23 protein-coding genes and 2 pseudogenes are annotated in these 23503 nt (G+C 65.2%); 9 read left to right on the top strand and 16 right to left on the bottom strand.

Going from position 1 to position 23503, the window contains the following annotated elements; all coding sequences use genetic code 11:
• Positions 1–8 precede the first annotated feature (8 nt).
• On the top strand, positions 9–2036 hold the full coding sequence (gene fxlM / locus ACYVD1_RS22030) for a methyltransferase, FxLD system (RefSeq protein ID WP_460775998.1): 2028 nt from the start codon (positions 9–11) through the stop codon (positions 2034–2036).
• Positions 2037–2086: 50 nt separating this feature from the next.
• On the top strand, positions 2087–3184 hold the full coding sequence (locus tag ACYVD1_RS22025) for a hypothetical protein (RefSeq protein WP_460775996.1): 1098 nt from the start codon (positions 2087–2089) through the stop codon (positions 3182–3184).
• Between the two features lie 637 nt (positions 3185–3821).
• Here the strand turns inward: ACYVD1_RS22025 and ACYVD1_RS22020 are convergent.
• The 4 genes from ACYVD1_RS22020 to ACYVD1_RS22005 form a co-directional block, all read right to left on the bottom strand.
• The gene (locus ACYVD1_RS22020; protein ID WP_460776085.1) at positions 3822–4058 is read right to left on the bottom strand and encodes a LuxR family transcriptional regulator; all 237 of its coding nucleotides are present in this window, start codon (positions 4056–4058) and stop codon (positions 3822–3824) included.
• A 282-nt stretch (positions 4059–4340) separates the two neighbouring features.
• Entirely contained in the window at positions 4341–4607 is a 267-nt protein-coding gene (locus tag ACYVD1_RS22015; RefSeq protein WP_460775994.1) for a hypothetical protein, read from the bottom strand.
• A 252-nt stretch (positions 4608–4859) separates the two neighbouring features.
• The gene (locus ACYVD1_RS22010; protein ID WP_460775992.1) at positions 4860–5270 is read right to left on the bottom strand and encodes a hypothetical protein; all 411 of its coding nucleotides are present in this window, start codon (positions 5268–5270) and stop codon (positions 4860–4862) included.
• Positions 5271–5285: 15 nt separating this feature from the next.
• Positions 5286–5702 carry a hypothetical protein gene (locus tag ACYVD1_RS22005; protein ID WP_460775990.1) on the bottom strand — a complete coding sequence of 139 codons (417 nt, stop codon included), beginning with the start codon at positions 5700–5702 and terminating at the stop codon, positions 5286–5288.
• A 789-nt stretch (positions 5703–6491) separates the two neighbouring features.
• Between ACYVD1_RS22005 and ACYVD1_RS22000 the strand changes: the two genes are divergently transcribed.
• Positions 6492–6713, top strand: coding sequence for a transposase (locus ACYVD1_RS22000; protein ID WP_460775986.1), 222 nt, complete (start codon positions 6492–6494; stop codon positions 6711–6713).
• 820 nt (positions 6714–7533) lie between these two features.
• Here the strand turns inward: ACYVD1_RS22000 and ACYVD1_RS21995 are convergent.
• The 3 genes from ACYVD1_RS21995 to ACYVD1_RS21985 all read right to left on the bottom strand — a co-directional run bounded on the left by ACYVD1_RS21995 (position 7534) and on the right by ACYVD1_RS21985 (position 11375).
• On the bottom strand, positions 7534–8409 hold the full coding sequence (locus tag ACYVD1_RS21995) for a F510_1955 family glycosylhydrolase (RefSeq protein ID WP_460775983.1): 876 nt from the start codon (positions 8407–8409) through the stop codon (positions 7534–7536).
• 569 nt (positions 8410–8978) lie between these two features.
• Positions 8979–10634: a murein biosynthesis integral membrane protein MurJ gene (gene murJ / locus ACYVD1_RS21990; protein WP_460775980.1), complete on the bottom strand. Its 1656-nt coding sequence runs from the start codon at positions 10632–10634 to the stop codon at positions 8979–8981.
• A 75-nt stretch (positions 10635–10709) separates the two neighbouring features.
• On the bottom strand, positions 10710–11375 hold the full coding sequence (locus ACYVD1_RS21985) for a GNAT family N-acetyltransferase (RefSeq protein WP_460775977.1): 666 nt from the start codon (positions 11373–11375) through the stop codon (positions 10710–10712).
• A 230-nt stretch (positions 11376–11605) separates the two neighbouring features.
• On the opposite strand from ACYVD1_RS21985, the gene ACYVD1_RS21980 reads away from it, so the two are divergent.
• Entirely contained in the window at positions 11606–12565 is a 960-nt protein-coding gene (locus tag ACYVD1_RS21980) for a hypothetical protein (RefSeq protein ID WP_460775975.1), read from the top strand.
• A 91-nt stretch (positions 12566–12656) separates the two neighbouring features.
• Here the strand turns inward: ACYVD1_RS21980 and ACYVD1_RS21975 are convergent, their stop codons facing one another.
• From ACYVD1_RS21975 to ACYVD1_RS21935, 9 genes and pseudogenes are all read right to left on the bottom strand, one after another.
• On the bottom strand, positions 12657–13535 hold the full coding sequence (locus ACYVD1_RS21975; protein ID WP_460775972.1) for a M56 family metallopeptidase: 879 nt from the start codon (positions 13533–13535) through the stop codon (positions 12657–12659).
• 2 nt (positions 13536–13537) lie between these two features.
• On the bottom strand, positions 13538–13894 hold the full coding sequence (locus ACYVD1_RS21970; protein ID WP_460763568.1) for a BlaI/MecI/CopY family transcriptional regulator: 357 nt from the start codon (positions 13892–13894) through the stop codon (positions 13538–13540).
• Between the two features lie 120 nt (positions 13895–14014).
• Positions 14015–14566: an ATP-grasp domain-containing protein gene (locus ACYVD1_RS21965; protein ID WP_460775969.1), complete on the bottom strand. Its 552-nt coding sequence runs from the start codon at positions 14564–14566 to the stop codon at positions 14015–14017.
• Positions 14503–15009 (bottom strand): annotated as a pseudogene (locus ACYVD1_RS21960) (ATP-grasp domain-containing protein); the annotation flags it as partial. The pseudogene ACYVD1_RS21960 and the gene ACYVD1_RS21965, both read right to left, overlap by 64 nt.
• Positions 15010–15264: 255 nt before the next feature.
• The gene (locus ACYVD1_RS21955) at positions 15265–15948 is read right to left on the bottom strand and encodes a DUF305 domain-containing protein (RefSeq protein ID WP_460776081.1); all 684 of its coding nucleotides are present in this window, start codon (positions 15946–15948) and stop codon (positions 15265–15267) included.
• Positions 15949–16248: 300 nt separating this feature from the next.
• Positions 16249–17220, bottom strand: a complete 972-nt coding sequence (locus ACYVD1_RS21950; RefSeq protein WP_460763557.1) for a C40 family peptidase — start codon at positions 17218–17220, stop codon at positions 16249–16251.
• A gap of 296 nt (positions 17221–17516) precedes the next feature.
• On the bottom strand, positions 17517–17867 hold the full coding sequence (locus tag ACYVD1_RS21945) for a hypothetical protein (protein WP_460763553.1): 351 nt from the start codon (positions 17865–17867) through the stop codon (positions 17517–17519).
• A 261-nt stretch (positions 17868–18128) separates the two neighbouring features.
• Positions 18129–18488, bottom strand: coding sequence for a four-helix bundle copper-binding protein (locus tag ACYVD1_RS21940; RefSeq protein WP_460763548.1), 360 nt, complete (start codon positions 18486–18488; stop codon positions 18129–18131).
• 601 nt (positions 18489–19089) lie between these two features.
• Positions 19090–19191, bottom strand: a complete 102-nt coding sequence (locus tag ACYVD1_RS21935; protein WP_460763585.1) for a hypothetical protein — start codon at positions 19189–19191, stop codon at positions 19090–19092.
• 359 nt (positions 19192–19550) lie between these two features.
• Here ACYVD1_RS21935 and ACYVD1_RS21930 point away from each other — a divergent pair, with 359 nt between their 5' ends.
• The 5 genes and pseudogenes from ACYVD1_RS21930 to ACYVD1_RS21910 form a co-directional block, all read left to right on the top strand.
• Positions 19551–19946, top strand: a complete 396-nt coding sequence (locus ACYVD1_RS21930) for a hypothetical protein (protein WP_460763545.1) — start codon at positions 19551–19553, stop codon at positions 19944–19946.
• A 337-nt stretch (positions 19947–20283) separates the two neighbouring features.
• Positions 20284–20958, top strand: coding sequence for a TlpA family protein disulfide reductase (locus ACYVD1_RS21925; RefSeq protein WP_460776078.1), 675 nt, complete (start codon positions 20284–20286; stop codon positions 20956–20958).
• On the top strand, positions 20958–21779 hold the full coding sequence (locus ACYVD1_RS21920) for a cytochrome c biogenesis CcdA family protein (RefSeq protein WP_460764013.1): 822 nt from the start codon (positions 20958–20960) through the stop codon (positions 21777–21779). Before ACYVD1_RS21925 ends, ACYVD1_RS21920 begins: the two co-directional genes overlap by 1 nt.
• Position 21780: 1 nt before the next feature.
• Positions 21781–23400, top strand: a complete 1620-nt coding sequence (gene resB / locus ACYVD1_RS21915; protein WP_460775966.1) for a cytochrome c biogenesis protein ResB — start codon at positions 21781–21783, stop codon at positions 23398–23400.
• Positions 23397–23503: pseudogene (locus ACYVD1_RS21910) on the top strand (c-type cytochrome biogenesis protein CcsB); the annotation flags it as partial. The gene resB and the pseudogene ACYVD1_RS21910, both read left to right, overlap by 4 nt.

The raw sequence follows: 23503 nt of genomic DNA, 5'->3' as shown, positions 1-23503 counted from the left end.
GAGGGCGGATGCGAACACCGCAGAATTGGGAGCAGCTGAACCTGTGGTTTCCCGACTGGCGTCAGGCGGAGAGAACCGCGTGCTCCCGTCTGGGGCCTGCCCTAGCGGGCGCTCAGCAGGACGGGACGGTTTCGCAGTGGTGGTTCGTCCGCAAGGGAGCCTGCTGGCGCATCCGCCTCCAGTTGCCATCAGACCAAGTGGTGCACGCGCGTACACACATCGAGGAAGTACTGGACTCCTGGGTGCACGAAGGAACCCTCCTACGGTGGGCCCGGGCCATCTACGAACCCGAAGTGCACCCCTTCGGCGGGCCGGAGGGGATGGACCAGGCCCACCAACTGTTCCAAGCTGACAGCCACTACCTTCTGGGGCACCTGCGTCACAACGGCGAGCGGCACCGTGCTCTCCTGGCCGTCCTGCGGGCATGTGCGCTGCTGCGTGGCGCCGGTCAGGACTGGTACGAACACGGGGACGTCTTCGCCCGGGTGGCCGCCCACCGGCCCGTCGAACGTTCACCGACTCGCACCGACGTGGACCGGCTCAGCCAGCTGTTGAGAGCCGCACTTCCGCACCCGTTCATGGACCGACGGTGGAGCGGTGCCTTCCACACCGCAGGGGCGCACCTGGAGGAGTTAGCACACAGCGGTCGTCTTACCAGAGGTCTGCGAGCCGTGCTGGCCCACCACCTTCTCTTCGCATGGAACCGTGCAGGTGTCGGCGCCACCGAGCAAGGGCTCATGGCCAGCGCTGCAGCTGCCGCGGTCTTCCATCGGCGACCTCCGCAAACCCATGCCACGGAAAGCAACGAAACAACTACCTTGAGCAGGGTGAACACCATCAACGACAACGACACCACGGCACGGTTGCGCCACACTCTGGTCGAGAACATCCGGCGCCGCGGAACCTTTCGTACCCCGGCGGTCGAGAGCGCGTTCCTCACGGTGCCGCGCCACCTGTTCCTGCCCGAGACGGACCTGGAGAGCGCTTATCAACCACAGGTCGTCATCACCAAGCGTGACGCCGACGGCGCCGCGCTCTCCTCGGCCTCGCACCCGAACCTGGTCGCGAGCATGCTGGAACAACTGGACGCCCGCCCGGGGCACCGGGTCCTGGAGATCGGTGCCGCCACCGGTATTAACGCCGCCCTGCTCACCGAGATCGTCGGTCCAAGCGGGTCGGTGACCACGATCGAGATCGACGAGGACCTCGCCCACAGCGCCCGTCACCATCTAGCCGAGGCAGGATATGACCAGGTCAAGGTGGTGCGCGGAGACGGCGCCCACGGCGCGTCCGCTGAGGGGCCCTTCGACCGGATCATCGTCACCGCGGGGGCCTGGACCATCCCCACTCCGTGGTGGGAGCAGCTTGCCCCCAACGGCCGCCTTGTGGTGCCGGTCCGGCTGCACGGCAGCGGTCTGACACGGAGCCTGCCCTTTGAGCGCACTGGTGCTCGGAAGATGGTGGCAACCGAAGCCCTGGTGTGCGGGTTCGTGCCCATGCGCGGAGCCTCCGACAGCCCAGGCCGATCCCTGTCCCTGGGCGCGGGGGTGTCGTTTGCAGTGGACTCCGCGGACGGGGCCGACGCAGCCGCCTTGGGCACAGCCCTGGAGCACTCCCCGCACCGGGTGTGGACCGGCATTACCTTCACCGGTGAGCAGGACGTGGCACATCTGGACCTGTGGCTGGCCACCCGCACCGACCACTTCGGGCGCCTTTCCGTGACACCCCAGGCCCGCGAGCACGGCATCGACCCGACACTGCGATGGGCAGGGGCAGCCCTGCACAACGGGACCGACACCTTCGCCTACCTGGTTCTGCGCGAGCGCGACGAGGACACCGAAGAGATCGGTGTCCTCGCCCACGGCCCCGACAGTGCAGCCGTGGCCGAGCACCTGGTCGACCTGGCGCAGCAGTGGTCCGCCGAGAAGCCGCCCCAACCCACCGTGATGGCTCAGCCTGCTACTACCCCGCCAGAGGACCTCCCGGACGGAACCCGGGTGGTCAAGTCCGACACCGTCTTCACCATCACGTGGTGAGACCGGCACGCGCCTGATCATCGCCGGGCGACCCGGCCGGAAAGGACAGCATGACCCACCAGCCGCTCCTCGAACGTGTCGCCCGGCGCTTCCCTCTGGTTCCTCGCACCACACCGGCCTGTCCACCGGTAGGACAACGCCTGGAACAGATTCGCTCCCGCGCCGGTTCTGCGGACACGGCGGCCGCAGCTCTGAACCTGGCTGCCCTCATGGCAAGCGACTGCGGGATGCCTGAACTCGCCCGTGAGCTATGCCTGCGCCAGGCCCGTGTCTTCCTGACGTCGCCGATGGGGTTCGATGCCGCGACGGCCAAACTCGCCCTGCAACCACTGATCAATCTGGCCCGGCTGCGTACTCGGGGCGGGCACGGCGACGACGCTTACCAGGTGCTCGTTTCCCTGTTCACGGCGGCTAGGGCACAGTCCACTTGCACCGGTGAAGGGCTGAACGTGGACTTCAAGACGCTGGCTGGCACCGCGGATGACTACCAAGAGGTCGTGCGGTGGTTGTGGACCGTCCTGCTCAGCGACGGGTCAAAGGCGCTTGCCTCAGCGGGGCGCTGGAAGGAGGCCCTTGAACAGGTCCGTCGCCACAACGGCCTCGGTAACCGGTTGTTCGATGGCCGCCAGATCTCCATCTTGGCTCACAGCACCGACGGGGAACACGACCAGGCCCTAGCGCTGCTAGCCGACACCGAGGCGACAGAGCCTTGGGAACAGGCTGTCGCATCCGTACTGACCGCGTTCTGCACCATCAGCGCCGACCGTGACACGACGCAAGAGGCGGCGTTAACGACGGTGCGCAGATACCTGGCTAGCGCGGAAGGCTCTGTCGCGGGAGGCCTGTTCAGGACACGGCTCGGACTGTGCGCAGCGGACTTGACGGCGGACTCGTCGCTGAAGGCGGAAATCATCACCGCACTGGTTTGCGATGTCAGAACAACGCGGGATGGCCACATTGCACGTGAGCTTCTGGGCCACCCAGACCAGAGTGACTGGCTCTCCCCCGAGCAGCACCGACTCATAAGCGAAGTCGCCCATCGCTGCGGGGTTGCAGGCCACATCCTCTCCGTGACTTCTCACACTGCGCTCATGGAAGCAGCCCAGCAAAGCCTTCTCCACCTAGAAAAGCAGCAACAGACACGTTGACTTCAGAACCTTCCTTACCTACCCGTGCACGTGACGGGAGTCGATACCGGAACACATCTAGGTCTCCATCGCGCCTAGCACGAGACAGGAAAAAGAGTAGCCGTAGACGACATCTATGCCCAACCTGCACTGTCTCTGAGGGACTACTTCGACTGCGTCTCGCAGGCGAGCGGATGGCCACTGTTGGTCACTTCTCTCCGCCTTCAGCGTCCACTTACTACCGTCCCGGTTGTGGACCACTCCCTCATCAAAACCTGGGCCTTGTGGTGGTCGGGCTAATAACTCACCGACCACACCCTGTACGGAGCTTACGTGCTCTGGTTTCGTCCGAGCCAGGAAGCTGCTCTCGCTCCTCCCTGGAACGACGATTGTCCTGAACGTCATCGGACCTGAGCGGTTACGTTCCTAGGCGGAGCGGATCTCACAAACCCCGTAAAACTTCGACGCGGTCGAGGTGCAGCAAACGAACTATAATTCGCCGAAGATCCACCTGGACAAACGAAACCATGCAAAAGAAAGGCACCGAGTCGACAGTGTCGCGACTGCGACGACGGGCGCGAACGCGATGGTCCTGAACTCGGACCTCGACACAGCACAGCCGACTACCCGCGAGAACCACGGGCTCGCCGTCGCCTAGCTAAATCAGCTTGTGCCACGCAGCCCAAACTACCGCTTGAATAGGTGTGTCCACCCCGAGCACGTCGCAAATTCGGCGAATGCGGCGACGAAGGGTTCCCTTGTCGAGTTCTAAGTTTCGAGCAGCGACTTCAGTGTTTGCGCCGGTGGCTATCTCGGCCAGAAGATCAATCTCCTCAGGGGTGAGGTTCGGACGTATTTTATCGCTTGGCGAGGGAAGGACCCCTCTGGATGCCAGGTGGACGATAGCCTCGATTGGTGTATCTACTTCCAACTGATCGCAAATTGAACGAATCATGCGCCTCAAGGTACGGGCACTGAGGCTGAGGTTTCTCGCTGCAACTCGTCGATGTAGTGGAGTCAGCCAATGCCATCTGCGCGACCAGATAATCCCCTGCACCGCTTCGGCCAGTTTCGGGGTGATCAGCGGCAACAGTTCGCCGCCGTGGAAGGGCGCCGAGGCCCACACCTGTAATCCTGCCTGGCTGGCCTGGGTGATGGGGCCGCTTCCTTCCAGGCTCTAGCGGACGGGGGCGATCTTCACCATGGACACGGGAAGCTGGATCGCGCAGAGCCCGTTCTCGGGTCGGCCTGCGGCTTCCTCGGCGAGGCGGAGCAGGTCGGCGACGGTGAAGGCCCCGGTGTCGAACCCGCTCCAGGTGGAAACGCCGTACCCGCCGATGGCTCCCGAGGCGTACAACTCCTCCAGGACGACGAAGGCGGACCGTAGGCATCGGTGGAGGTCGCCCCGCTCTTGGTGGTGGTGTTCGGGGTTGTGCAGGTACACCAGGGCGGGCCTTCGCCGGAGTTCGGCGGGTACATCTCGTCGATGGCGTCCAGAATCAGTGTCGCGCTCTCTCTGAACTGCTGCTGGAACAGGTGGGGGAGGGGCTGGTTCCATCCGGGCATCCGGCGGTACTGCCGAAGCCGGGTGTACGCACCCGGGTGAACGTTTCCGGCCACGGCACTGGGTTCTTCCTGACACAGAGCCCCGCCTTCTCTCGAGCCGCCCCCATGATCCGAAGCCGTCCCTGGACAGTCAGAGCGACCGCAAGTCCGGGACATCGTCCTCAATGCTGGGGTCGTGCAGGTGAACATCACCAGTGTCAAAGCCCTGTACAAGTACGCCGTGCACCGGGCCATTCACCGTATTGCTCATGCCCATGCCCGCAGCCCGCAACATATCGATCATGTTCTGCCTACTCCGCTTTTCATAGGCCTCACGCGCGCGCACCCTCCTCCCACGCTTGATGCACGCACTCGTGTGCAGAGCAATCCCGGTCAACACGATTGCGGCGAACATCAGCAACACTGCGAGCCGACCCGCGAGTTCCGAGGGCAAACGGAGCGATACCAGGCCCGCCACGAAGGCCATCCCGAGCACAGCCAGCGTGATCTTCGCGAGCAGAAGCTCTGTGGGGTGTACCGGGGGGTTCTCGTAGTCATCCATGCGGGGAGCATAGGGCTACTTCTGATTACCCGCTGGCGAGACGGCGGACCCACAGCGACACGACGGATGCCCTTCGACAGGGGCGCGATCCGCGTGGACGTCACCACCTTGGATCACGGTGCCGTTGACCGACCCGTTGACAGTGTTGTGCGTGGTGCGATCGGCCAAGCCGACTCTTCTCGCCCACTCACGGTCAGCCGCTTCCTGGGCTGCTGCTTCGTCCTGAGCCTCCCGCTCTGCCTCGTCTTTGAGATGCCCGCGGAGGCGCCAGCCGAAGAACGCCACGAGGCAGATGGGAACCCAGATGAGCACCGTGGCGAGGTCCGGAGGGAAATGTATGTCGACCATGCCAATGGAGAGGACGCTCATGAAGAACCACAAACCGCTCCAGTAAAAAGGTGGGGGGTCGAAAGACGAGGTTTCATTGTCCATGTGTTGAGCGTAAGCCGTGCCGCTGTTCAACACCGGTGCTTCTCTGGACCGGGGCCCGAGCAGCTTGATCCGCTTCGCTGAACGCCGCCCAGACCCTCGAGAGGGCTTGAGGTTGACACGTCCTCCACGGGCGTTCATGGACTCCCCTCTACCAGGGGCACCGGTGCCAGAAGCTGACACGACTTCCGCGTGAGCAGCGATGTTACGCGCAGTGTTCAGGTCGCGGTCGAGCCGCAACCCGCACTCAGCGCCGGAGAACACCCGTGTGAACGTGCCTGGTGTCTGGCGATTGGGATGCTGTGCCATGTAGAGGTCGCAGCGAAGTCATCCCCGAGTGTCGCCAGGGGAGGCTCTCTTTGCTAAGGCTCACGACAGTTCTGCCAGAAGAACCTCGCCCGTATGTCGTGCGTGCTCAGTCTGGCGACGGAACAGGCAAACGCCTCAAGGCCATCGCCCCGTTCGAGGGCTACCTGCGCCAGCGGTTCACCGAAGGCTGTCGGAACGCGTCGATGCTGTGGACCGAGCTCAAAGAACAGGGCTATGGAGGAAGCTACGCCAGCGTGCGTGATGCGGTGCGCCCCTGGCGCTCACAGCACCCACCGCCTGGCCCGCCACTGAAGCCACCGAAGGTGCGTCAGGTCACGGCCTGGATCATGACCAACCCCGACCACCTGGAGGAGGACCAGCGCACCGGGCTCAAGCAGGTATTGGCCGACTGCCCCGAGCTGGAGCTGCTCAGCGACCTGGTCCAGGGCTTCGCGGCGATCATGACCCGTCGGGGGGCACCGGTTGGATGCGTGGATGGAACGCGCCTCACAGGCACCGATCTCCGAGCTGGGCTCCTTCGCGGCCGGGCTGGGGCGCGATCGAGACGCTGCGATCGCCGGGCTGAGTCTGCCCTACAGCTCCGGGGTGGTCGAAGGCCACGTCAACCGGCTCAAGATGCTCAAGCGCCAGATGTATGGACGGGCCAAACCAGACCTGCTGCGCAAACGCGTCCTCGCCGCATGAAGGCGGCCTCTTCGGAGGCTTCATCAAATCCGTGCCAGAACCACTTTTCAAACGACGTTGACAACCACAACCTGACACCACCCGTCTTTCGTCCCCGGTCCCTTGCAGGGCCGGGGACAAAACGCACTCCGGCGGCCTTTCCTCCATGCGTGTCGGGTGCTCAGGTCAGCTCAGGTCAGGTCGGCTGACGGAAGGGCCGACGATGCCGCAGTCGCGGGTGCTCCGTTTACTGTCCAGGCTGAATAGCGCAGCGTCGTATCGACACGGAGGGTGGCCGCAAGTATCTGGGGTCCATGCTCGGTTCGGGGTCACTGTGCGAGGTCCCTGCGATCCGGCATTTGATCGCGGTGGTGGAACAGTGCGCCGTACCGGGGCGGAGCCGAGAACGCTGGCCAGATCGTCGATACCGCGCAGTCAGTCTCGGCGGCATCAACTAGCTTGCGACTCGGATCCGGGCCCGACTCGAACCCATGCACTACCGCTCCGGGCTGTCAAGGGATGTCTGGGACGGGTTGCCTCTGAGCCATAGACCGACGAATTCAACCAGACCGACCGAACCCCGAAAACGCCCAGTCAGCCCCGCACCGGGCAGTGTCCGGAAAGGATGACACGCAAACTCAGGCACAGGCCCAGGATGCGGGGTGGTACAGCAACCGCGGCAGTACCGGCACCACAGGTGGGCTTGCAGTGTGTCACAGACTTCATCGCATCACTCATATCCGGATGGTACCCCTTAGGGGTATAAGGGGAACGTCAGGCAGGAGGATCAGTCCTACATGCGGCACAGGTCCCATCGCCCCGTTGCCGCTCACGGTAACGCTCAGCCTCCGGCGGGCCCCAGGGCGTCGAAGGTCTTCCCGCCGTCGGAGGACACCACCAGCGTTCCGTCGACCGCCAACGCGACCTGGTCGGCATCGGCATAGATCGCTTCGGGCTGCCCACCGGCCGATCCCAAGCCCGACCAACTCCGTCCGGTGTCCTCGCTTCGGTGGACGGTTCCCCCCGCATCGACACCGTAGACGGTCTCGGCTCCCCGCACCCAGTCCACGAACACCAGCGGCGGTGCTTCGCCGACGTCATCGAAGGAACGGCCACCGTCCTCCGAACGCCGGAGCCCTTCCTGCGTGGTGGCCAGAACGGTCTCCGCATCCTCGGAGACGGTCAATCCGATGGCCTGCAAGTCCGGATCGAGATCGAACCACTCCTCACCGTCGTCGGTGGCCCTGAGGACTCCGTCGAATCCGATGATCGTGTCCTCGGTGGCCGCGAGCGCGTGGAAGTCGGACTCGCCGACTCGCGAAAGTGGCTCCCACGTGCGTCCGCCGTCGGTTGACTCGATGAGCCCCACCGGATTGGGCATGTCCGTGCCAGGGCCGGGGTGTCCGCTGGCTACGAGCCGACCCGGCCCCGCGTCGCTCAGACCCATGAAATCCATCACCGGACCGACTGGCTCGGCCTCGCCGTCCTGTCCGACGTGCAAGATGCCGTGATGTGTGCCCAGAATCAAACCGTCCCCGTCGGGGTGCGCGACGATTCCGTGCACGTGTTGGACCTCGTCGGGCGTAGAGCCTTCCCCCTGCATGGATCCGGGCGGGGAGTCGGAGCCGTCAGTGCCAGTGGAGGCGCAAGCGGTGAGCACGACCGCGGAGAGCACGAAGCAGGCGGAGCGTAGGACGGGGAGACATGTAATTGGCATCGGCTGCTGACCTCATTGGTAGTAGGGATCGGGAAGGACACGATGCGCACGCCCGCCCCTCATGTCGGCGGGCGATCATGAAGCGGTTCAGACGACCACGCCCAGGATTCCGGGCTCGCCGTGACAGAGGTTGTGGCCGTGTGTCATCTAAAGCCTCGGGGCGTCCGCGGCGAAGTCGCAGGCCAGCGTCTGGCCCGGAAAGACGTTCACCGCGTCCTTGCAGAGCCGTTGGCTCCGATCCGGAGATAGTGACCGCGCAGGGTCGGCCAGGACGACCTGTGAAGTGTGAGCGGAGTGTCCACCGCCCGAAGCGGCGGCGTTGGGCGCGGCGTGAACGGCCTCCGCGGAAACGTTCCACACTGCGACTACCTGGCGGTCGACGAAGAGTAATACGAACACGACCAGGACCAGCGGCAGAACTGGGTGCGCGGCGCGAGAGCGGTGCGCCAAGCGTGTGCGCATCGGGCACGCGCCCCCGGCACGATGGAAGCGTCGATCGGTGCGGGACACCCGTGCCTTCATGGAGACCCCGCCTTCGAAATACGGTCACCGGGTATCGATCCGTCATTTCATACCCGTGCCCGCGTCATACGGTCACGCACCATCGCCATCACAGCGCCAACCTCCTCGATACGGAGGAGCCGTCCCGACAGCAGGAACAGCGGGACCCCGACACCAACCCCGACCGCCATCGCAGCCAGGGACGCGACCGCCTCACCGGTGAACCAGCCCCGGGCCAGCAGCAGCACCCCCACCGCGAGCAACACCGAGGGAACCGCCGCCAAGTGCAGCCGGGCCACCACCCATATGATCCGCCTCCCATCGATACCGCCGAGTCTGCGGCTGAGCACCGCACCCCCGATGAGCAGCCCGCATACGTAGGAGAGCATGAACCCAGCCGCGACCCCCATAACGACCTGGTGTGGAGGAAGAATCCAGTAGGAGGCCACGGCGGCCACGGTGTGCACCGCGACATTGGCGACACTGATCAGCGCCGGACTACGCGTGTCCCCGGACGCGTAGAAGACACGGAGCATCAGCTGGTAGACGGTAAAGGGCACCAGCCCCAGGGCGAAGACAGTCAGCACGTGGCCGATAGCGCGCGCATCCTCAATCGAGGTGTTGCCACGGGCGAACACCAGGATGCTCAGCGGGACAGCGTAGACGGCCATCAGAAGCGCGATGGGCACGAGCAGTACCGAAACCGTTCTCAGACCTCGCGAGAAGTCGTCCCGTACCTTCCACCACTCGTTGTCGGCGGCGTGCGCACTCATCCGCGGCAACAGGACGGTGATGACCGACACCGCCAAGACCGCGTAGGGCAGCTGGAACAACTGGTAGGCGTAGTTGTAGGCGGTCAAGCCCGCGCCGACGCCCGCGTCCCCAGTCGCCGCCGCGACACCAGCCCGGTTGGCGATGTTGGCTGTGACCAGAAACCCCGCCTGCATGGTGCACACGAGCGCGAACATCCAGCCGGCCGCGCTCAGCGCTTCGCTGAGCCCCGAACCCCGCAGGTCGAGTCGCGGCCTCCACCGGAACCCGGCCGCCCACAGCGCCCACTGAAGCACGAGGGCCTGTAGCGCCATGGCCCCGGCCGTTCCGAGCCCCAAGAGGACGACCTGTGTGTCGGTGACCGTCCCGACGGTGGCTCCCGTGCCCGAAACGGCGATGAAGGACAGTCCGACACAGATGATGACGACGTTGTTGAGCACTGGGGCCCACACGGGTGCGCCGAACCTGCCGCGGGTGTTGAGCATGGCGCTGGACACGCCGCTGAGCCCGATGAAGAAGATTTGAGCCAGCAGGAAGCGGGCAAAGAGCACGGCGACGTCGAATTGGGGGTCGGTGAACTCCCCGGCGTAGAGACGGATCAGCGGCTCCGCGGCCAGGACCGCCGCGGAGGCCAGCACCAGGAGAGCGATCAGGGCCACGGTGAACACACGCTGTTCGGTGGCGTGGCCGCCGTCGGAGTCCCGTTTGCGGCGCCTGACCAGGAACGGCACGATGACGCTGGCCATCAGGCCACCGATGAGCAGGTCGTAGACGACGAAGGGGATCGTGTTGGCGGTGTTGTAGGCGTCCCCCAGGAGCTGGGTTCCCAACGCCGCCGCGAGGACGACCGTGCGCACGAATCCGGTCACGCGGGAAACCGCGGTACCGAGGGCCATGACGCCGCTGGACCTTGCCAGGTCCGGCTTGCGTGGTTCCGTGGTGGGGGTCGTCACCTGTCGGGGTCCTCTAGTCGATCGTGTGGTGGTCGGCGTGTATCGGCGCCCGAGGGTCGAGCGACGTGTTCCCAGTCATTGGAGCTCAAGGACGAAGGGTGTCCACAGTTTGCCGTCCATGTCCGCCTGGTCCGTCTGGGACTTCCAGTGCAGGCGTTCGTAGAAGCGCTTGGCTGACTCGTTGTCGGAGCTGGTGTAGAGCCTGAGCCTCTGAGTTCCGTAGAGTCGGGCGATATCGGCGAACCGCTCGACCAGTGTGGCCCCCACTCCCGCGCGGCGCATGTTCTCCTCCACCGCGACGTGGCTGAGGACCCCGGTGCGGAGCCGCTCCCCCCAGTCGGCGCTGGGCCCGGTCTGGGAGCGGCGGATTCCCCTGGCGTAGCGCCGCGCTCGCGTGCGAACGAAACGCGCGGTCAGTTCCGGCCGGATGAGCAGAGACATCATCCCAGCCCGGGCGAGTCTCCAGCGTTCTAGCTGGAGGATGTGGTGGTGGTGTACCGCCTCGTCCATGGACCCGACGAGGAATCCCGCTGGTTGGCCCTCGACCTCGGCGAAGAGTGCTACCGCCGCGGGGCTGGTGAGGAAGGTCCGGTAATACCTCTCGAGGAAGCGGTCGCCGAGTTCAACGAAGAACCCTGTTGGCAGGTTCAGCCGGTGCAGACGGACCGCGAGGGGTACATCCCGCAGCTCCATGACGCGTAGCGAAACCACGGGCGTCTCCGTAGGTGGAAGTGAGGACATGACCGCAATCTACTACACTTGTAATAGATATTGGCACGATCCACCCTCGCGTTTTCGCCGAAGGCACCGCGGGCAAGGCCACCCGCGCTGCTTACTACCAATGTAGTAGAATTTGCGGCCGACTTCGCCTCCACCACTGAACATCGACAAGTCTGCGGACACGCCACCCGGAACGCACGGTGCGGTCGACGACCGCCCAGCAGCCAAAAAGCTACTTGGGACAGATCACGTTGACACTGCGACGCGTCGCGGCCCTGGCCGCGATCACCCTCTCCCTCACCTCCTGCGCCTTCGCCGGGCAGGGAGCGCAACAGTCGTCCACTGACGCGGACGAGACCGACTCCACCTCGGCTCTACCACCCGTGTCGGCGTTCGAGGTTGCCGGGGACGAACCCGCTCCCGAAGTGAAGCAGACGGCGGTTCGCTTCCTCGAAGCCGCTTTCAACTACGAAGAGGGGAACGGCACCCCTGAAGCGGCCCGCAAGCGTCTGGAGGCCGCCGACGTCCTCCACAACGCGGACCAACTGGATATCCCGCTGCTCTTTGCTGACGCTGCGGCCGCCACCCAGATCGTCTACCCGCAACTGGGCGGACTGACGGAGGGCAGAGCATCCGTCATGACCGTGATCGACTTCTCCACCCTCCGAGGGCCGGAACTGTCCCAACAGGCACGCACGGTCGACGTCCGCCTTGAACAGAGTGAACACGGCTGGACGGTCACCGAGATCGCTTCGGACGGGGGCGCGCCGCCCGAGACCGATACCACTCCGTCCGATTCGGCTGAACGCGTACTGGCCTCCGACCGGATCGAGCTCCCCGACAGCGCACGCTGGGACATCCTCGACGGGAGCATCGACGACCAGATACTGGAGGTGATGCTCACTTTGTCAGCCGAGCACACGATCTCGGTAGCGGTCCTTTCCACCGGGCACCCGGTGAACGTTTTCAACAGCGACTCGGTCAGCAACCACATCCACGGCCGAGCGGTGGACATCTGGGCCGTCGACGGCGTATCGGTCTCCGACCTGCGCTCACAGGAGGGAACCAATCCCGCCCGCGTTCTGATGGAGCTATCACTAGCAGAGGGTGCCACCGAGGTCGGCGGCCCCTGGGCCATCTCGACCTCCGCGGGGGCGTCCTTCACCGACACCGTACACCTAGACCATCTGCACATCGGGTTCAAACAATAGAAAACCGGGATAAGCACAGCAGTGGTGAAGTACCCGTGGATTGGCTACCGGCGGGGCCGCACCGATCAGTACGGAAATCGTCGCCCATCGTTCAGATGAGCAACAGACCGAGAAGATGGTGGAGCTGGACACAGCTGGAGGCGATACCGCCCGAGGCGACCCCCGTTCCACCTACGAGGGCCGGGCCCGCCACACGGCTCCCCGACGGGGCGTCACCGAGCAGGGCCTCCACACGGTGGACCACCTGGGATTGGGCGAATGCCAGATGCCAGGCCGAGCGGGGGGCGGGCGCCGCCAGAGCCACACGGGCGATGGTGTGGGCGACCAGTTCACGGTCCCCCATGGCCGCTGCGGCGTCCTCGTCCGCCCAACGCTCCAAGGCCAGGCGCAGCGACCTCTGGGTCGAGTTCAACGGAGGGAAGACCGCGGCAGAGAGGGCACCCAGGATGGCGTAGACGTGGTGCCTGTGACGCAGGTGGGCGTGTTCATGGCGAAAGACCACCTGGAGTTGTTCCCGAGACAGAATGCGCATCATGCCCGTGGAGACAAGTACACCACCGCGGTGGCCGGGAACGGCGACCGCGATCGGCGTCTCATGGCCCCTGATGCTGGGAGTGTCCACTCGCACCGCGCGCATGTCCCTCCACCATCCGACGCCCACACGGATGGTTCCGAACAGGCCGACGGCCAACAGAAACAGGGCCATAAGGCCTACATTGGTCGGCATCGGCCCATGGTCAAGGAGGAGTCTGCCCCTGCCTGAGGAAAGAACCGAGTCGACGGGCAGCAACCGCGCCAGGTACACCGCCGCCACGAACAGGGCCGTGCTCAAAGCAGCCAGCGCCGTGGTCACTACCGAGATGACGAGAATGCGCGCAGACCAGGCCGGGTGGACCGGCAGAGGCCTCCACGCGAGCGCCAGGCTCAGTGCCGTCAGAATCACGGCGGGAGCGAAGACCAGCCAACTCACGCCTACTCCTCACGTCGGCCCAGCAGAGCGCGAAGGGCTTTCTCCTCCGAAGTACTGAGCCCGTGAATGAACTGGTTGAGGACACTGGAGGGATCGTTGGCCACGCGGAGGTGGTCGAACATACGCTCGGCGGCCAGTTCGGACTCATCGACGACAAGACGGTAAACGAAACCCCTGCCGCGCTGGGAGCGTTCGACCATCTTCTTATCCAACAACCGGAACAGAACCGTGTTGACAGTGGTGTATGCGGGGGCGCCGTCGAGCTCCTCGAGCAGTTCCCCCGTCGAGAGGTATCCTTCAGCACCAGCCAGTACGGCCAGCACTTCGGCCTCCAGTTGTCCGAGCTTCTTGCGTACCATCTCATCCTCAGGTTTCCGATTCTTGTCTTCGTCCCAGTATCTCCGGGTAGACGCCGTGACCGCGAGGGGCGCCTACGCACACCGCGGTGAACCGCCCGGAGGGCGACCGGAGGCGCTGGGCTAACCGCGCCGCCGGAGTGAGCGGTGGCGTTGGGCGAAAGCAGGCTCGTCGACGGAGGTCTCCACCGAGTGCCGAACCATGGCGACACCCTCGCGCCACGTGTCGTGGAGGGTGCTCCGGTCATCATCGAGAGCCTGCTCCAGAAGGCCGCCGATTTCGTCAACCCCCGCCGCCGCGGTGAACGCGGAACTACCGGAGAAACGCGGATTGACCTCGAATACGTACGGTGTGCCCGAGTAGTCCGTACGCATCTGGACGTTGAGGGGACCGTCGGCATCGAGCACGTGCGCGGTCTTGACGCACACCTCGGTGACAGCTGCGTGATGACGGCTGATGGCGTAACGCGAAGAACCCTCTTTGAGGATCACCTCCTTGGGAACGACGGCCTGGACGCGACGGTCGCGCCAGAGGACGACGGAGGCGGAGTACTCCGGCCCCGTGCGTACTCCTGCGCTATGAGGCGGCCGAGCTCGTCCTCGCCACGGTCCAGAGCCAGTATGAGTTCGGCTTCGTCGCGGGCGACGAAGACCCCCCTGCTCCCCCGCCCCCACCGCGGTTTCACGATGACCGGAAAAAGCAAGCCGTCGTGTCCGCACGCGGCCAGGCGCGTCTTCGGCACGGGTACCCCGCCCCCGTGCAGGACCTCCATGAGCACCAGCTTGTCCAAGCAGCGGGCTACGACCTCCGCCCGCGGCAGCATGATCTGCACTCCGTGACCAGCCAGGTTCCACACCGTGACCAATTCCTCATCGACCAACGGCACGATCGCCCTGATCCGTTCCAGCGAGCAGATGCGGAGGATCTCAGGAGCAAAGTCGGGGCTCTGACCATGGGGAACCACGTACGCCTGGTCCGCCAGGTAGAGGCCCGCCGCCCCGGGGTCGATATCCACCGCGACCACCCGGTAGCCCGCATCGCGTAACCGCAGTATCTTGCCCGCCGTGCCCTCTGCTCCTGCAGCGGTGACCAGGATGCCCGCATCGTCGTCTGGCATGGTGCTGCCCCCTCCTCCCCATGTCCCGGGGAGTTCCATCACTTACTACTACATTAGTGATAGGTGAGGCGGTTCTGTGAGCACTGGCCGGAACCGGCCTTTTCGCACCCTGGACGTGTTCCCGATGCCCTTTTGCTGCTGTTCTTCCTTCTACGAAGCAGGCGCCGCCCCTCTGACGGTTTTGTTCCAGCAGGGCCCGGCTCGCCCGGACAACGGGTGGTGCCGGTCTGGTAAGACCGACACCACCCGGGTACATCAATGGCCGTCGTGTTCGTCCTCGGGCGGCGACGCGTCGCGGTCGTCGTCCTCCGCCCCGGATCCAAGCATCTCGTTCATCAGCTCGATCTCGGACTGCTGCGCGTCGATGATGTCCTCGGCCAGAGCACGCGCCTCGGGATTGGTGCCCTCGTCAAGTTGTGTCTGGGACATCTCGATGGCGCCCTCGTGGTGCTCGATCATCATCTCCAGGAACATGGTGTCGAACTCTTCATTTTCGGCCGCCTCTAGCTCGGCCATCTGTTCCTCGGACATCATGCCGGCCATGCCCTCGTGGTCCATGTCTTCCATGCCCTCGTGGTCCATGTCTTCCATGCCGTCATGGTCCATACCGTCCATGGGTTCCTGGCCCCACGACTCCAGGAGAGTGTTCATCTGCTCGATCTCGGGCCCCTGTTCGGCCTTGATCTCCTCAGCCAGCGCCTGGACCTCGTCCCCCGCGCGGCCCTGAGCCAGTTCGGCCATAGTGGTGGCCTGCTCATGGTGGGGGATCATCATCTGAGCGAAGGCGACATCGGCGTCGTTGAACTCCGAGGTGTCCTGCTCGGAGGTCTCCGAAGCCGGGGGAGCGGCGTCCTCCTCTGCCCCCCCGCACGCGGCCAGGAAGACTGTGGCGGCGAAGGCAGTCGCCGCGGGGATCAGAGCTCTCTTGAAGAGGACCATCATCGATCATCCTTTCTGTTGCTTTGCTTCACCACGTGGCACCTCGAACGGACGCGGTGCCTGTATGTACGTGTGGAAGGCGGGTGACGCAGGCATAACGGCCTGGGCAGCCACTCATGCCGGAACTCGTCGTCGGCCGAAGAAAACGGACAGGTCAAGTCCCAGACCTTGGGAACTCTTAAACGAACGTCTGAAACACAGGGGCTTCTGCACCGACACCCGAAGACCACACCGGCCATGCACGCAAGCACGCCCGTCGCCCTCGTAATCGACGTCACCCTTGTGTCACCCCCGTGGTATTCAGGGCCGGCGGGCACCGACGAAGTGCTGAGCCCAGTAGTCGGCGAGCCGCACCTCGGAGACAGTCTTACCGCTGCTGGGAGCGTGCACCATCAGACCGTTCCCAACGTAGAGACCGTTGTGGCCAAGGTCCGGGAAGAAGAAGAGGATGTCGCCCGGCTGGATGTCCTCCCAGCCCACGGTGTTGGGCATGTCGTACTGGGTGTACGTGGTCCGGGGAATGTCCGCCCCGGCAGCCGCCCAGGACGCCTGCGTGAGACCGGAACAGTCATAGCCGTTGGGCCCGGTTCCGCCCCACTGGTAGGGCGTGCCGATCTTGCTGTAGGCAAACTCCACGGCAGCGCGCGCGTCACCCGAGGCAGAGCCGGTGTAGGTGGGTTCGGCATCCGTCTGCGACTCGCCCTCCGCCGTGGGATTCTCCCCTTCGAAGGTGGCGAGCAACTCTTCCTGCTCGGCGAGACTGTCCTCCACTTCCTCCTGGCGCTGTTCAAGCTCTTCCAGCTGCTCGGCGGCCTCGTCGTAGGCCTCATCCGCGTCGGCCTTGAGGGCGATCAGGCGCGCGTCACTCTCAGCGAAGGCCTCCAGCTCCAGCCTTCGCGCCTCGGAGAGGTAGGACAGGTCGGCGGACTGCTCGAAGATCTCCGACGGGTTGTCCACGAACAGCGCCGTGGTCACCGAGTCGGGATCGTTGGACTGGTAGCTGGCGCTTGCCAGCTCAACGACCTTCGAGCTCAACTCCTCGTAGCGCTCTTCCTCGGAGTCGATCTGGCCGTCGGTCTCCTCGACCTTCGCCTCGACCGCGTCGTGGTGCTCCTGTGCCTCGTTGTAATCCTGGACGAGCGTGCTGGACTCCTGAAGCAGTTCCTCAATCCGCTCCTCTACTTCTTCCTTAGTGGGTTCGGGCTCGGCGTTTGCCACAGCGGTGGGCAGGAGTAGGCCAGCTGCGGCCACACAAGCCACAGTGGCGAACATCAGATTTTTGGCACTCGTAAGGTGCTCGTTCTTCATGCGGACCTCGGCGTCAAGGATCCATGCCCCGAAGGCATGGCTGAGGGAAGGAAAAGGGGTGTACGGGAAGTGCGCCCGTGGACCGCCTAGGCGTCGAGGGGAGATGTGCGGACGCCACTGGGCGAAGGCGGCAAGCGACGCGTGCACGGCCGCCGACGGCACTGGGAGCTACCTGGCTCGGGCCGAGTGGGGGATCTCAGCGCCGACGGGTGCGGTACAAGGGTCGCCGGGTTCGCGCAGGCGGCAGTGGGGCGGGCGGTCTACACCCGGCGAACGCACAGGGAAACGAGTGCCCTGGTTCCTCCGAGGGGAAGGACACGGTGCGGCCATCGAGCCGACCGGGAAACCGGTGTCACCCTCGGTGGCAGTACGGGCAGTCCCGCGAAGGCGAAGACACCCAGCCCCAACAGGATGGATGCCGAAAGCGAACCGGTGCGCTGGTCAGCCAGCAATCCGGCCTCGTCGCAGTGCTCTTCGTCCTGCGCTGCGGGGGACAAGACCTCCGCGTCGTTCTGGTCTGAAGTGACCACCGCGGCAACAGAGACCTCGTGCGGCGCCGCGTCGGTGTGGCACAGGGAGACGACCGCTACGCCGAGCGCGAGCAGCATCATGAACACGACCCTGGTCCAGGGTCGTGGCTCTGTTCGCGGAGCAGCTGTGGGCACGCAAGCAGATTACCCAAACCGTCAAGCCCTCGCACACACTCCAGGAAAACGTCGGGCGGCGAGGAACACCACATGACGTGCGTCCAGAAACGTACTGGTCAGCGGTGCCGTACTCCGTCGACTCGCCACCCTCCATCAAGCGCACCCGCAGGCGATGCCTGGCCGCGTCGGCATCCTTTGAACACCGACGCAGGCGGGTCAGTCACATCACAGCGCGTCGATCAGCTCACGACACGCACGCTCACAGCGTCGGCACGCCTGCGCGCACACGCGGCAGTGCCCGTGCTCGGAGGCATGCGCTTCGCACTCACTGGTCCGCACAGGTCTTGCAGGTCTGCTCGCAGGCCCCTCCAGCACGGCTCGAATCATGTTGGCGTCGTAGCCCGTGTGGCGCGAGAGCACCCGCCCGGTCGCTTCGCTCTGTTCGGCGCAGTCAAGGTTGGCACGGACGCACTTGACAAGGTCGGCGATCATGTCCTCGCTCAGAGAGGCGTTCGCGCCCGCCGCACACGCCTGGGCGCACTCAAAGCACGCTTCGATACAGGCCAGCCACTTCTCGCGGTCCACACCTCCGAAATCCTTAGAATAGGTCTCCAACATCTGACTTGCCACACTCATGACACCCCCTGACGTTGAGAACGCTCGGAACCCACATCCCAAGCGCTGGACGCCGGTTCGCTCTTGCACTAAGCGGGTGGGTAGCACACCAATCCTTGAGGACTTGGACGGCGCTACAGGGATCCGGGCGCGTCGAACCCCGTAGTGGTCCCTGATGTACCTCTTCCGAGCTGCACGCCGCGCTCGCCTTTCTGGTGCTGCTCACGGCCACGGTTCTAGCGGTGTACAAGCTACTGGGCCTGACTGGTACGCGCTCCGCGGGCGGCGCGAGCACCGCGCGCTGCCCACACGTTAGGGGGCACGGCGGGCACCTGCACCGTCAGCACCAGGCCGCTTCCGCCGCGGCGGCAGCACGCTGGTCCGCGTCCTTGGCCCGCGGCCTCTGAGATGCGCACTCCTCAGCATTCCCCTCCCGAATGCCCCGACAGGCCGCAGCGGCGGGGCCTCGGCCGAAGGAGAGGTGCTTGCCGAAAGCTCGCTGGAGGCTGGAAGAGACGCAGGAGACAGCTTCTCCTTGAGGGCACCGCCGCGGCAGCCGTTGCGGGCATCGCTAAGCAACGTCATGGACGAGGCTACGATCACGCCGTCCACTGAGCGGGAAGAGGGCGGTCCGCCACTCGAGTTCACCATGGTGAGGGGCGGGTTCATACATATGGCTGTAGCTCACCACCGCCGTGATCAGAGCCAACATCAGCACAGCGATGGTGGTGACCTATCGGGACCAACGGGAGGAAGACTCCCCCGCACCCTGGCGCGAAACCTGCAAACCGCGGTATCCGTCCCTGCGAACCTTGGCGTGATCTGGAAGAGTTCGATCTGTGGTCGCTCGATCAAAGGCTGAAGGTTCGCATTGTGTCGGGTTGAGTTTGTGCGACACAACCCCCGACTCCAATAGTCGACCGGTTGAACTCACCGTGCCTACACGGTGCGGGATCGGAATTTGAGCGACCCCCATCCTGTATGAACCGACCCGATCAACCGGGCGCCTGATGGACAGGTACAGTGCCTGTCATGGGAAGCGACGTCAACACCAAGCGCATGAGCACTTTCGTGGTGCTCATTGCCTTGCTTGTGCTGATGTCCGTGACCTGCGTGTTCGCCGTGATGCAAGCGAACGCCCCGTCGGGCCCCGCCAGCTCGACGTCCGTGCCCGCCGAGTTCACCAAGTCGGTGGAACGTTCTGCGACGCCCAGCACAGAAGGCGTCCAAGCATCCCACGAGTGCGGAGTTCCGCAGAGTCCGCCTTCGGTCGCCTCGAGTCCGTTGCTCGATCCGCTGACCGTTCTTCCGCTGCTCGACGTGCTCGAGCTTCCGCAAGTGGCCCCCTCGGCTCGTTCCACGCATGAGGACCTTCCCCTACGCCAGGGGGATGGGCTGTTAACGTTCCTCTGCGTCCAACGGGTGTAGATCACGACCAGTCCGTAGAGCACCGCGCTTCGCCTGTTCGTCGCGTGAGCCGCTCAGTACGGTTCCCCATTTTCCTTGTCGTGATCACGAGGTCTCGCCTTCAGGCGTGTGCCCCGAGCAGGAGCCAACACCCGTGAACAAGAACCTGACAACCAGCCTGTGCATTCTGGACCCCTATCATCGAGTTCTCTCCCTTCTGCCCAACCACCGAATCCGCCCCATCACGCGCACTACCACACCCAAATCCGGACAGCTCTTCATTTGGAGTCGTCCGGCCTTCTTTGGCCATCGACGATCACGACTCCCCTACTGCTGGTCTCTAGCCGCAGTCCTTACCCTGTCCGGTTGTGCCGGCGGCACCGAGATCGAGTCCGGTGACGAGGAGGACCGGTTCATCGCCGGCGACGGCAGCGCCACCGTCTTCGAGGCCGGAGAGCGCGATGCCGCCCCCGACGTCACCGGGACCACCTTCGACGGTGACGAGCTCTCCCTGAGCGAGTACGAGGGCGAGATCCTCGTCCTCAACGTGTGGGCCAGCTGGTGCGGGCCCTGCCGTGAGGAACAGCCCGTCCTGGACGAGGTGCACGCCGAGTACGGTGAACTCGGCGTGGACTTCCTCGGCGTGAACATCAAGGACAACGAGACCGCCGCACTGGCCTACATCGACAGCGGCGACATCCTCTACCCGAGCCTGAACGACCAGCCCGGTGAGATCCCGCAGGCCTTCCGGAACACCGTCCCACCGCGCGCGATCCCCAGCACCCTGGTCATCGACCCCGACGGAAACATCGCCGCCCGGGTCATCGGTCCCACCACCTACGGGCAGCTCACCGACCTCGTCGACCCGCTGGTGGTCGAGTTCGACTTCGGCGACCCCGAGGACCGGCCCCGCGTCTCCGAGGAGGAGGGCCACGCCGAGGACGACACCGAGGACGACGCAGACGAAGAGGACGCCACGGGCGAGGGTGACGCCGAGGGCGACGAGGACACCGGCACCGGGGACGGCGACTGATGGACCCGATCGGCACCACCGTCCTGACCGGCTCCCTCCTTCTCGCCGCGCCCCTGGCTCTGGCCGCCGGCCTGGTCTCGTTCCTCTCCCCGTGCGTGCTCCCACTGGTTCCCGGCTACCTCTCCTACGTGTCCGGCATGAGCGGGTCCCACGTACGCGACGACGAGGAGGGAGCCTCCGGCGAAGGGGGGACGGCCACGGCCACCCGCACCGTCGCCGAGGTCGACGCCGAACTCGCCCAGCGCCGGTGGACTATGGTCACCGGCAGCATCCTGTTCATCATGGGCTTCAGCCTCGTGTTCATCGCCGTCGGCGGTTTCATCGGCTGGCTCGGCGACCTCTTCATGGACTACACCGACCCCATCACCCGGGTGCTCGGTGCGCTCACGATCGTTCTCGGCCTGGCCTTCATGGGTTTCATGCCGGGGTTCGGTCGCGAGTTCCGCTTCCACCGCCTGCCCCGCGCCGGACTGGCCGGGGCACCCCTGCTCGGGGTGCTCTTCGGCCTGGGCTGGACTCCGTGCATCGGCCCGACACTGGCCGCTGTGCAGACCCTCGCCTTCGTCGAAGGGGGCGCGGGCCGGGGCATGCTCCTGTCCCTCCTCTACTGCATCGGCCTGGGGCTGCCGTTCATCCTCGCCTCGCTGCTCTACCGGCGTGCACTCAACGCCTTCGGCTGGCTCAAGCGCCACACCAGGACGGTCATGGTGTTCGGCGGCGTCATGCTCGTCGTCGTCGGCCTGGCCATGGTGTCCGGGCTCTGGACACAGCTGATGATCGTTATGCAGGGCTGGGCCGCCAACTTCCAGACGGTGATCTGAATTGACCACGAGCACGTCCGAGAACTCGGAGAAGACGACCGCGGGGAAGGACCCCGCTCAGGGGCCCAAGGGCCTGGGCATCAAGGGTTGGGCACGCTGGATCTGGCGCACGCTCACCTCGATGCGCACCGCACTGATCCTGCTCTTCCTCCTAGCGGTGGGGGCCATCCCCGGCTCCTTCCTGCCGCAGAACGTGGTCAGCGTCGACGAGGTGAGCACCTTCTTCCGGGAGAACCCGGAGTTGGCGCCCTGGCTGGACCGCTTCTACCTCTTCGACGTCTTCTCGTCCCCCTGGTACGCGGCGATCTACCTGCTGCTCTTCGTCTCGCTGGCCGGGTGCGTGATCCCGCGCGCCATGCTCCACGCCAAGGCCGTCCGGGCCCGGCCGGTGCGCACCCCGCGCAACCTGGGCCGGATGCCCTACGTGGCCCGCTTCAGTACCGACGCCGAGCCCGAGACGGCACTCTCCCAGGCCCGGAAGGTCCTCAAGGGGTACCGCACGGAGCGGTACGGGGACTCGGTGTCCGGTGAGACCGGCTACCTGCGCGAGTTCGGGAACGTGCTGTTCCACCTCGCCCTGCTGGCCCTGCTGCTGGCCCTGGCCGCCGGTGCCTTCTTCGGCTACCGGGGCAACATGCTGATCGTCGAGGGCGACGGGTTCGCCAACACGCTGCCCTCCTACGACGCCATCTACCCGGGGCACTGGACCAACACCGACGAGTTCGAGCCCTTCACGATGCACCTCGACAACTTCGAGGCGACCTTCATCGAGGACGGCGACCTGCGCGGCCAGGCGGAGTCCTACGTCGCGGACATCACCTACAAGGAGTCGCCCGAGGCGGAGGAGCAGCAGCACACGCTCGAGGTGAACCACCCGCTGAGCGTCAACGGGGTGCAGGTCTACCTGCTGGGCCACGGCTACGCCCCGGAGTTCGAGGTGCACAACGCCGAAGGTGACCTGGTCTTCGACCAGGCGGTCCCGTTCCTGCACCGGGAGACCATGACCTACACCTCCGACGGCGTCATCAAGGTGCCCGACACCGGCGGGGAGGGGCTCGGCTTCGTCGGGGTCCTCCTGCCCACCGCGGGCGAGGACAACGAGGGCGAGCTGGTCTCCACGTTCCCCGGGGCAGAGGAACCGATGGTGACCCTGGAGGGTTACCAGGGCGACCTGGGCATGATCGACCCGCAGTCGGTTTACCAGCTCCAGACGGACGGGATGGAGGAGATCGGGGAGTCACCCGTGCTGGGCGTGGGCGACAGCTGGGATCTGCCAGACGGGGCCGGCACGGTCACCTTCACCGGGGTCAAGGACTACGTTTCCCTGCAGACCAACCGGGACGGGGCCCGGCTGCCCGCACTGGGCGCGGCCACCGCCGCCGTGGTCGGCCTGCTCCTCACGTTGTTCGTGCGCCCCCGACGCGTGTGGGTCCGCGCCACGCAGGACGAGGACGGCAGGACCCGGGTCGAGCTGGCCGGGCTCGGCAAGACCGAGGTGGGCGGAAACAACCAGGAGTTCCACGAGATCACCAAGCAGCTTGCCGGAAGGCTCCGGAGCGAGTCCGACGACAATCCCCACACCCCATCCGACCCTTCAACGACAAGAGGGAGTGACCGGTGACGTACACACTCGCCGGACCGGTGGACGAGACGATGGCGTCGGCCAGTGACACGCTGATCATCGCGATGATCGTGACGTACGCGGCCGCACTGTTCCTCTTCGC

It is taken from the genome of Nocardiopsis nanhaiensis (genome assembly GCF_054778635.1).
Note: the sequence above shows the minus strand (reverse complement) of the source record. Positions and strands in the feature narration are given on the sequence as shown.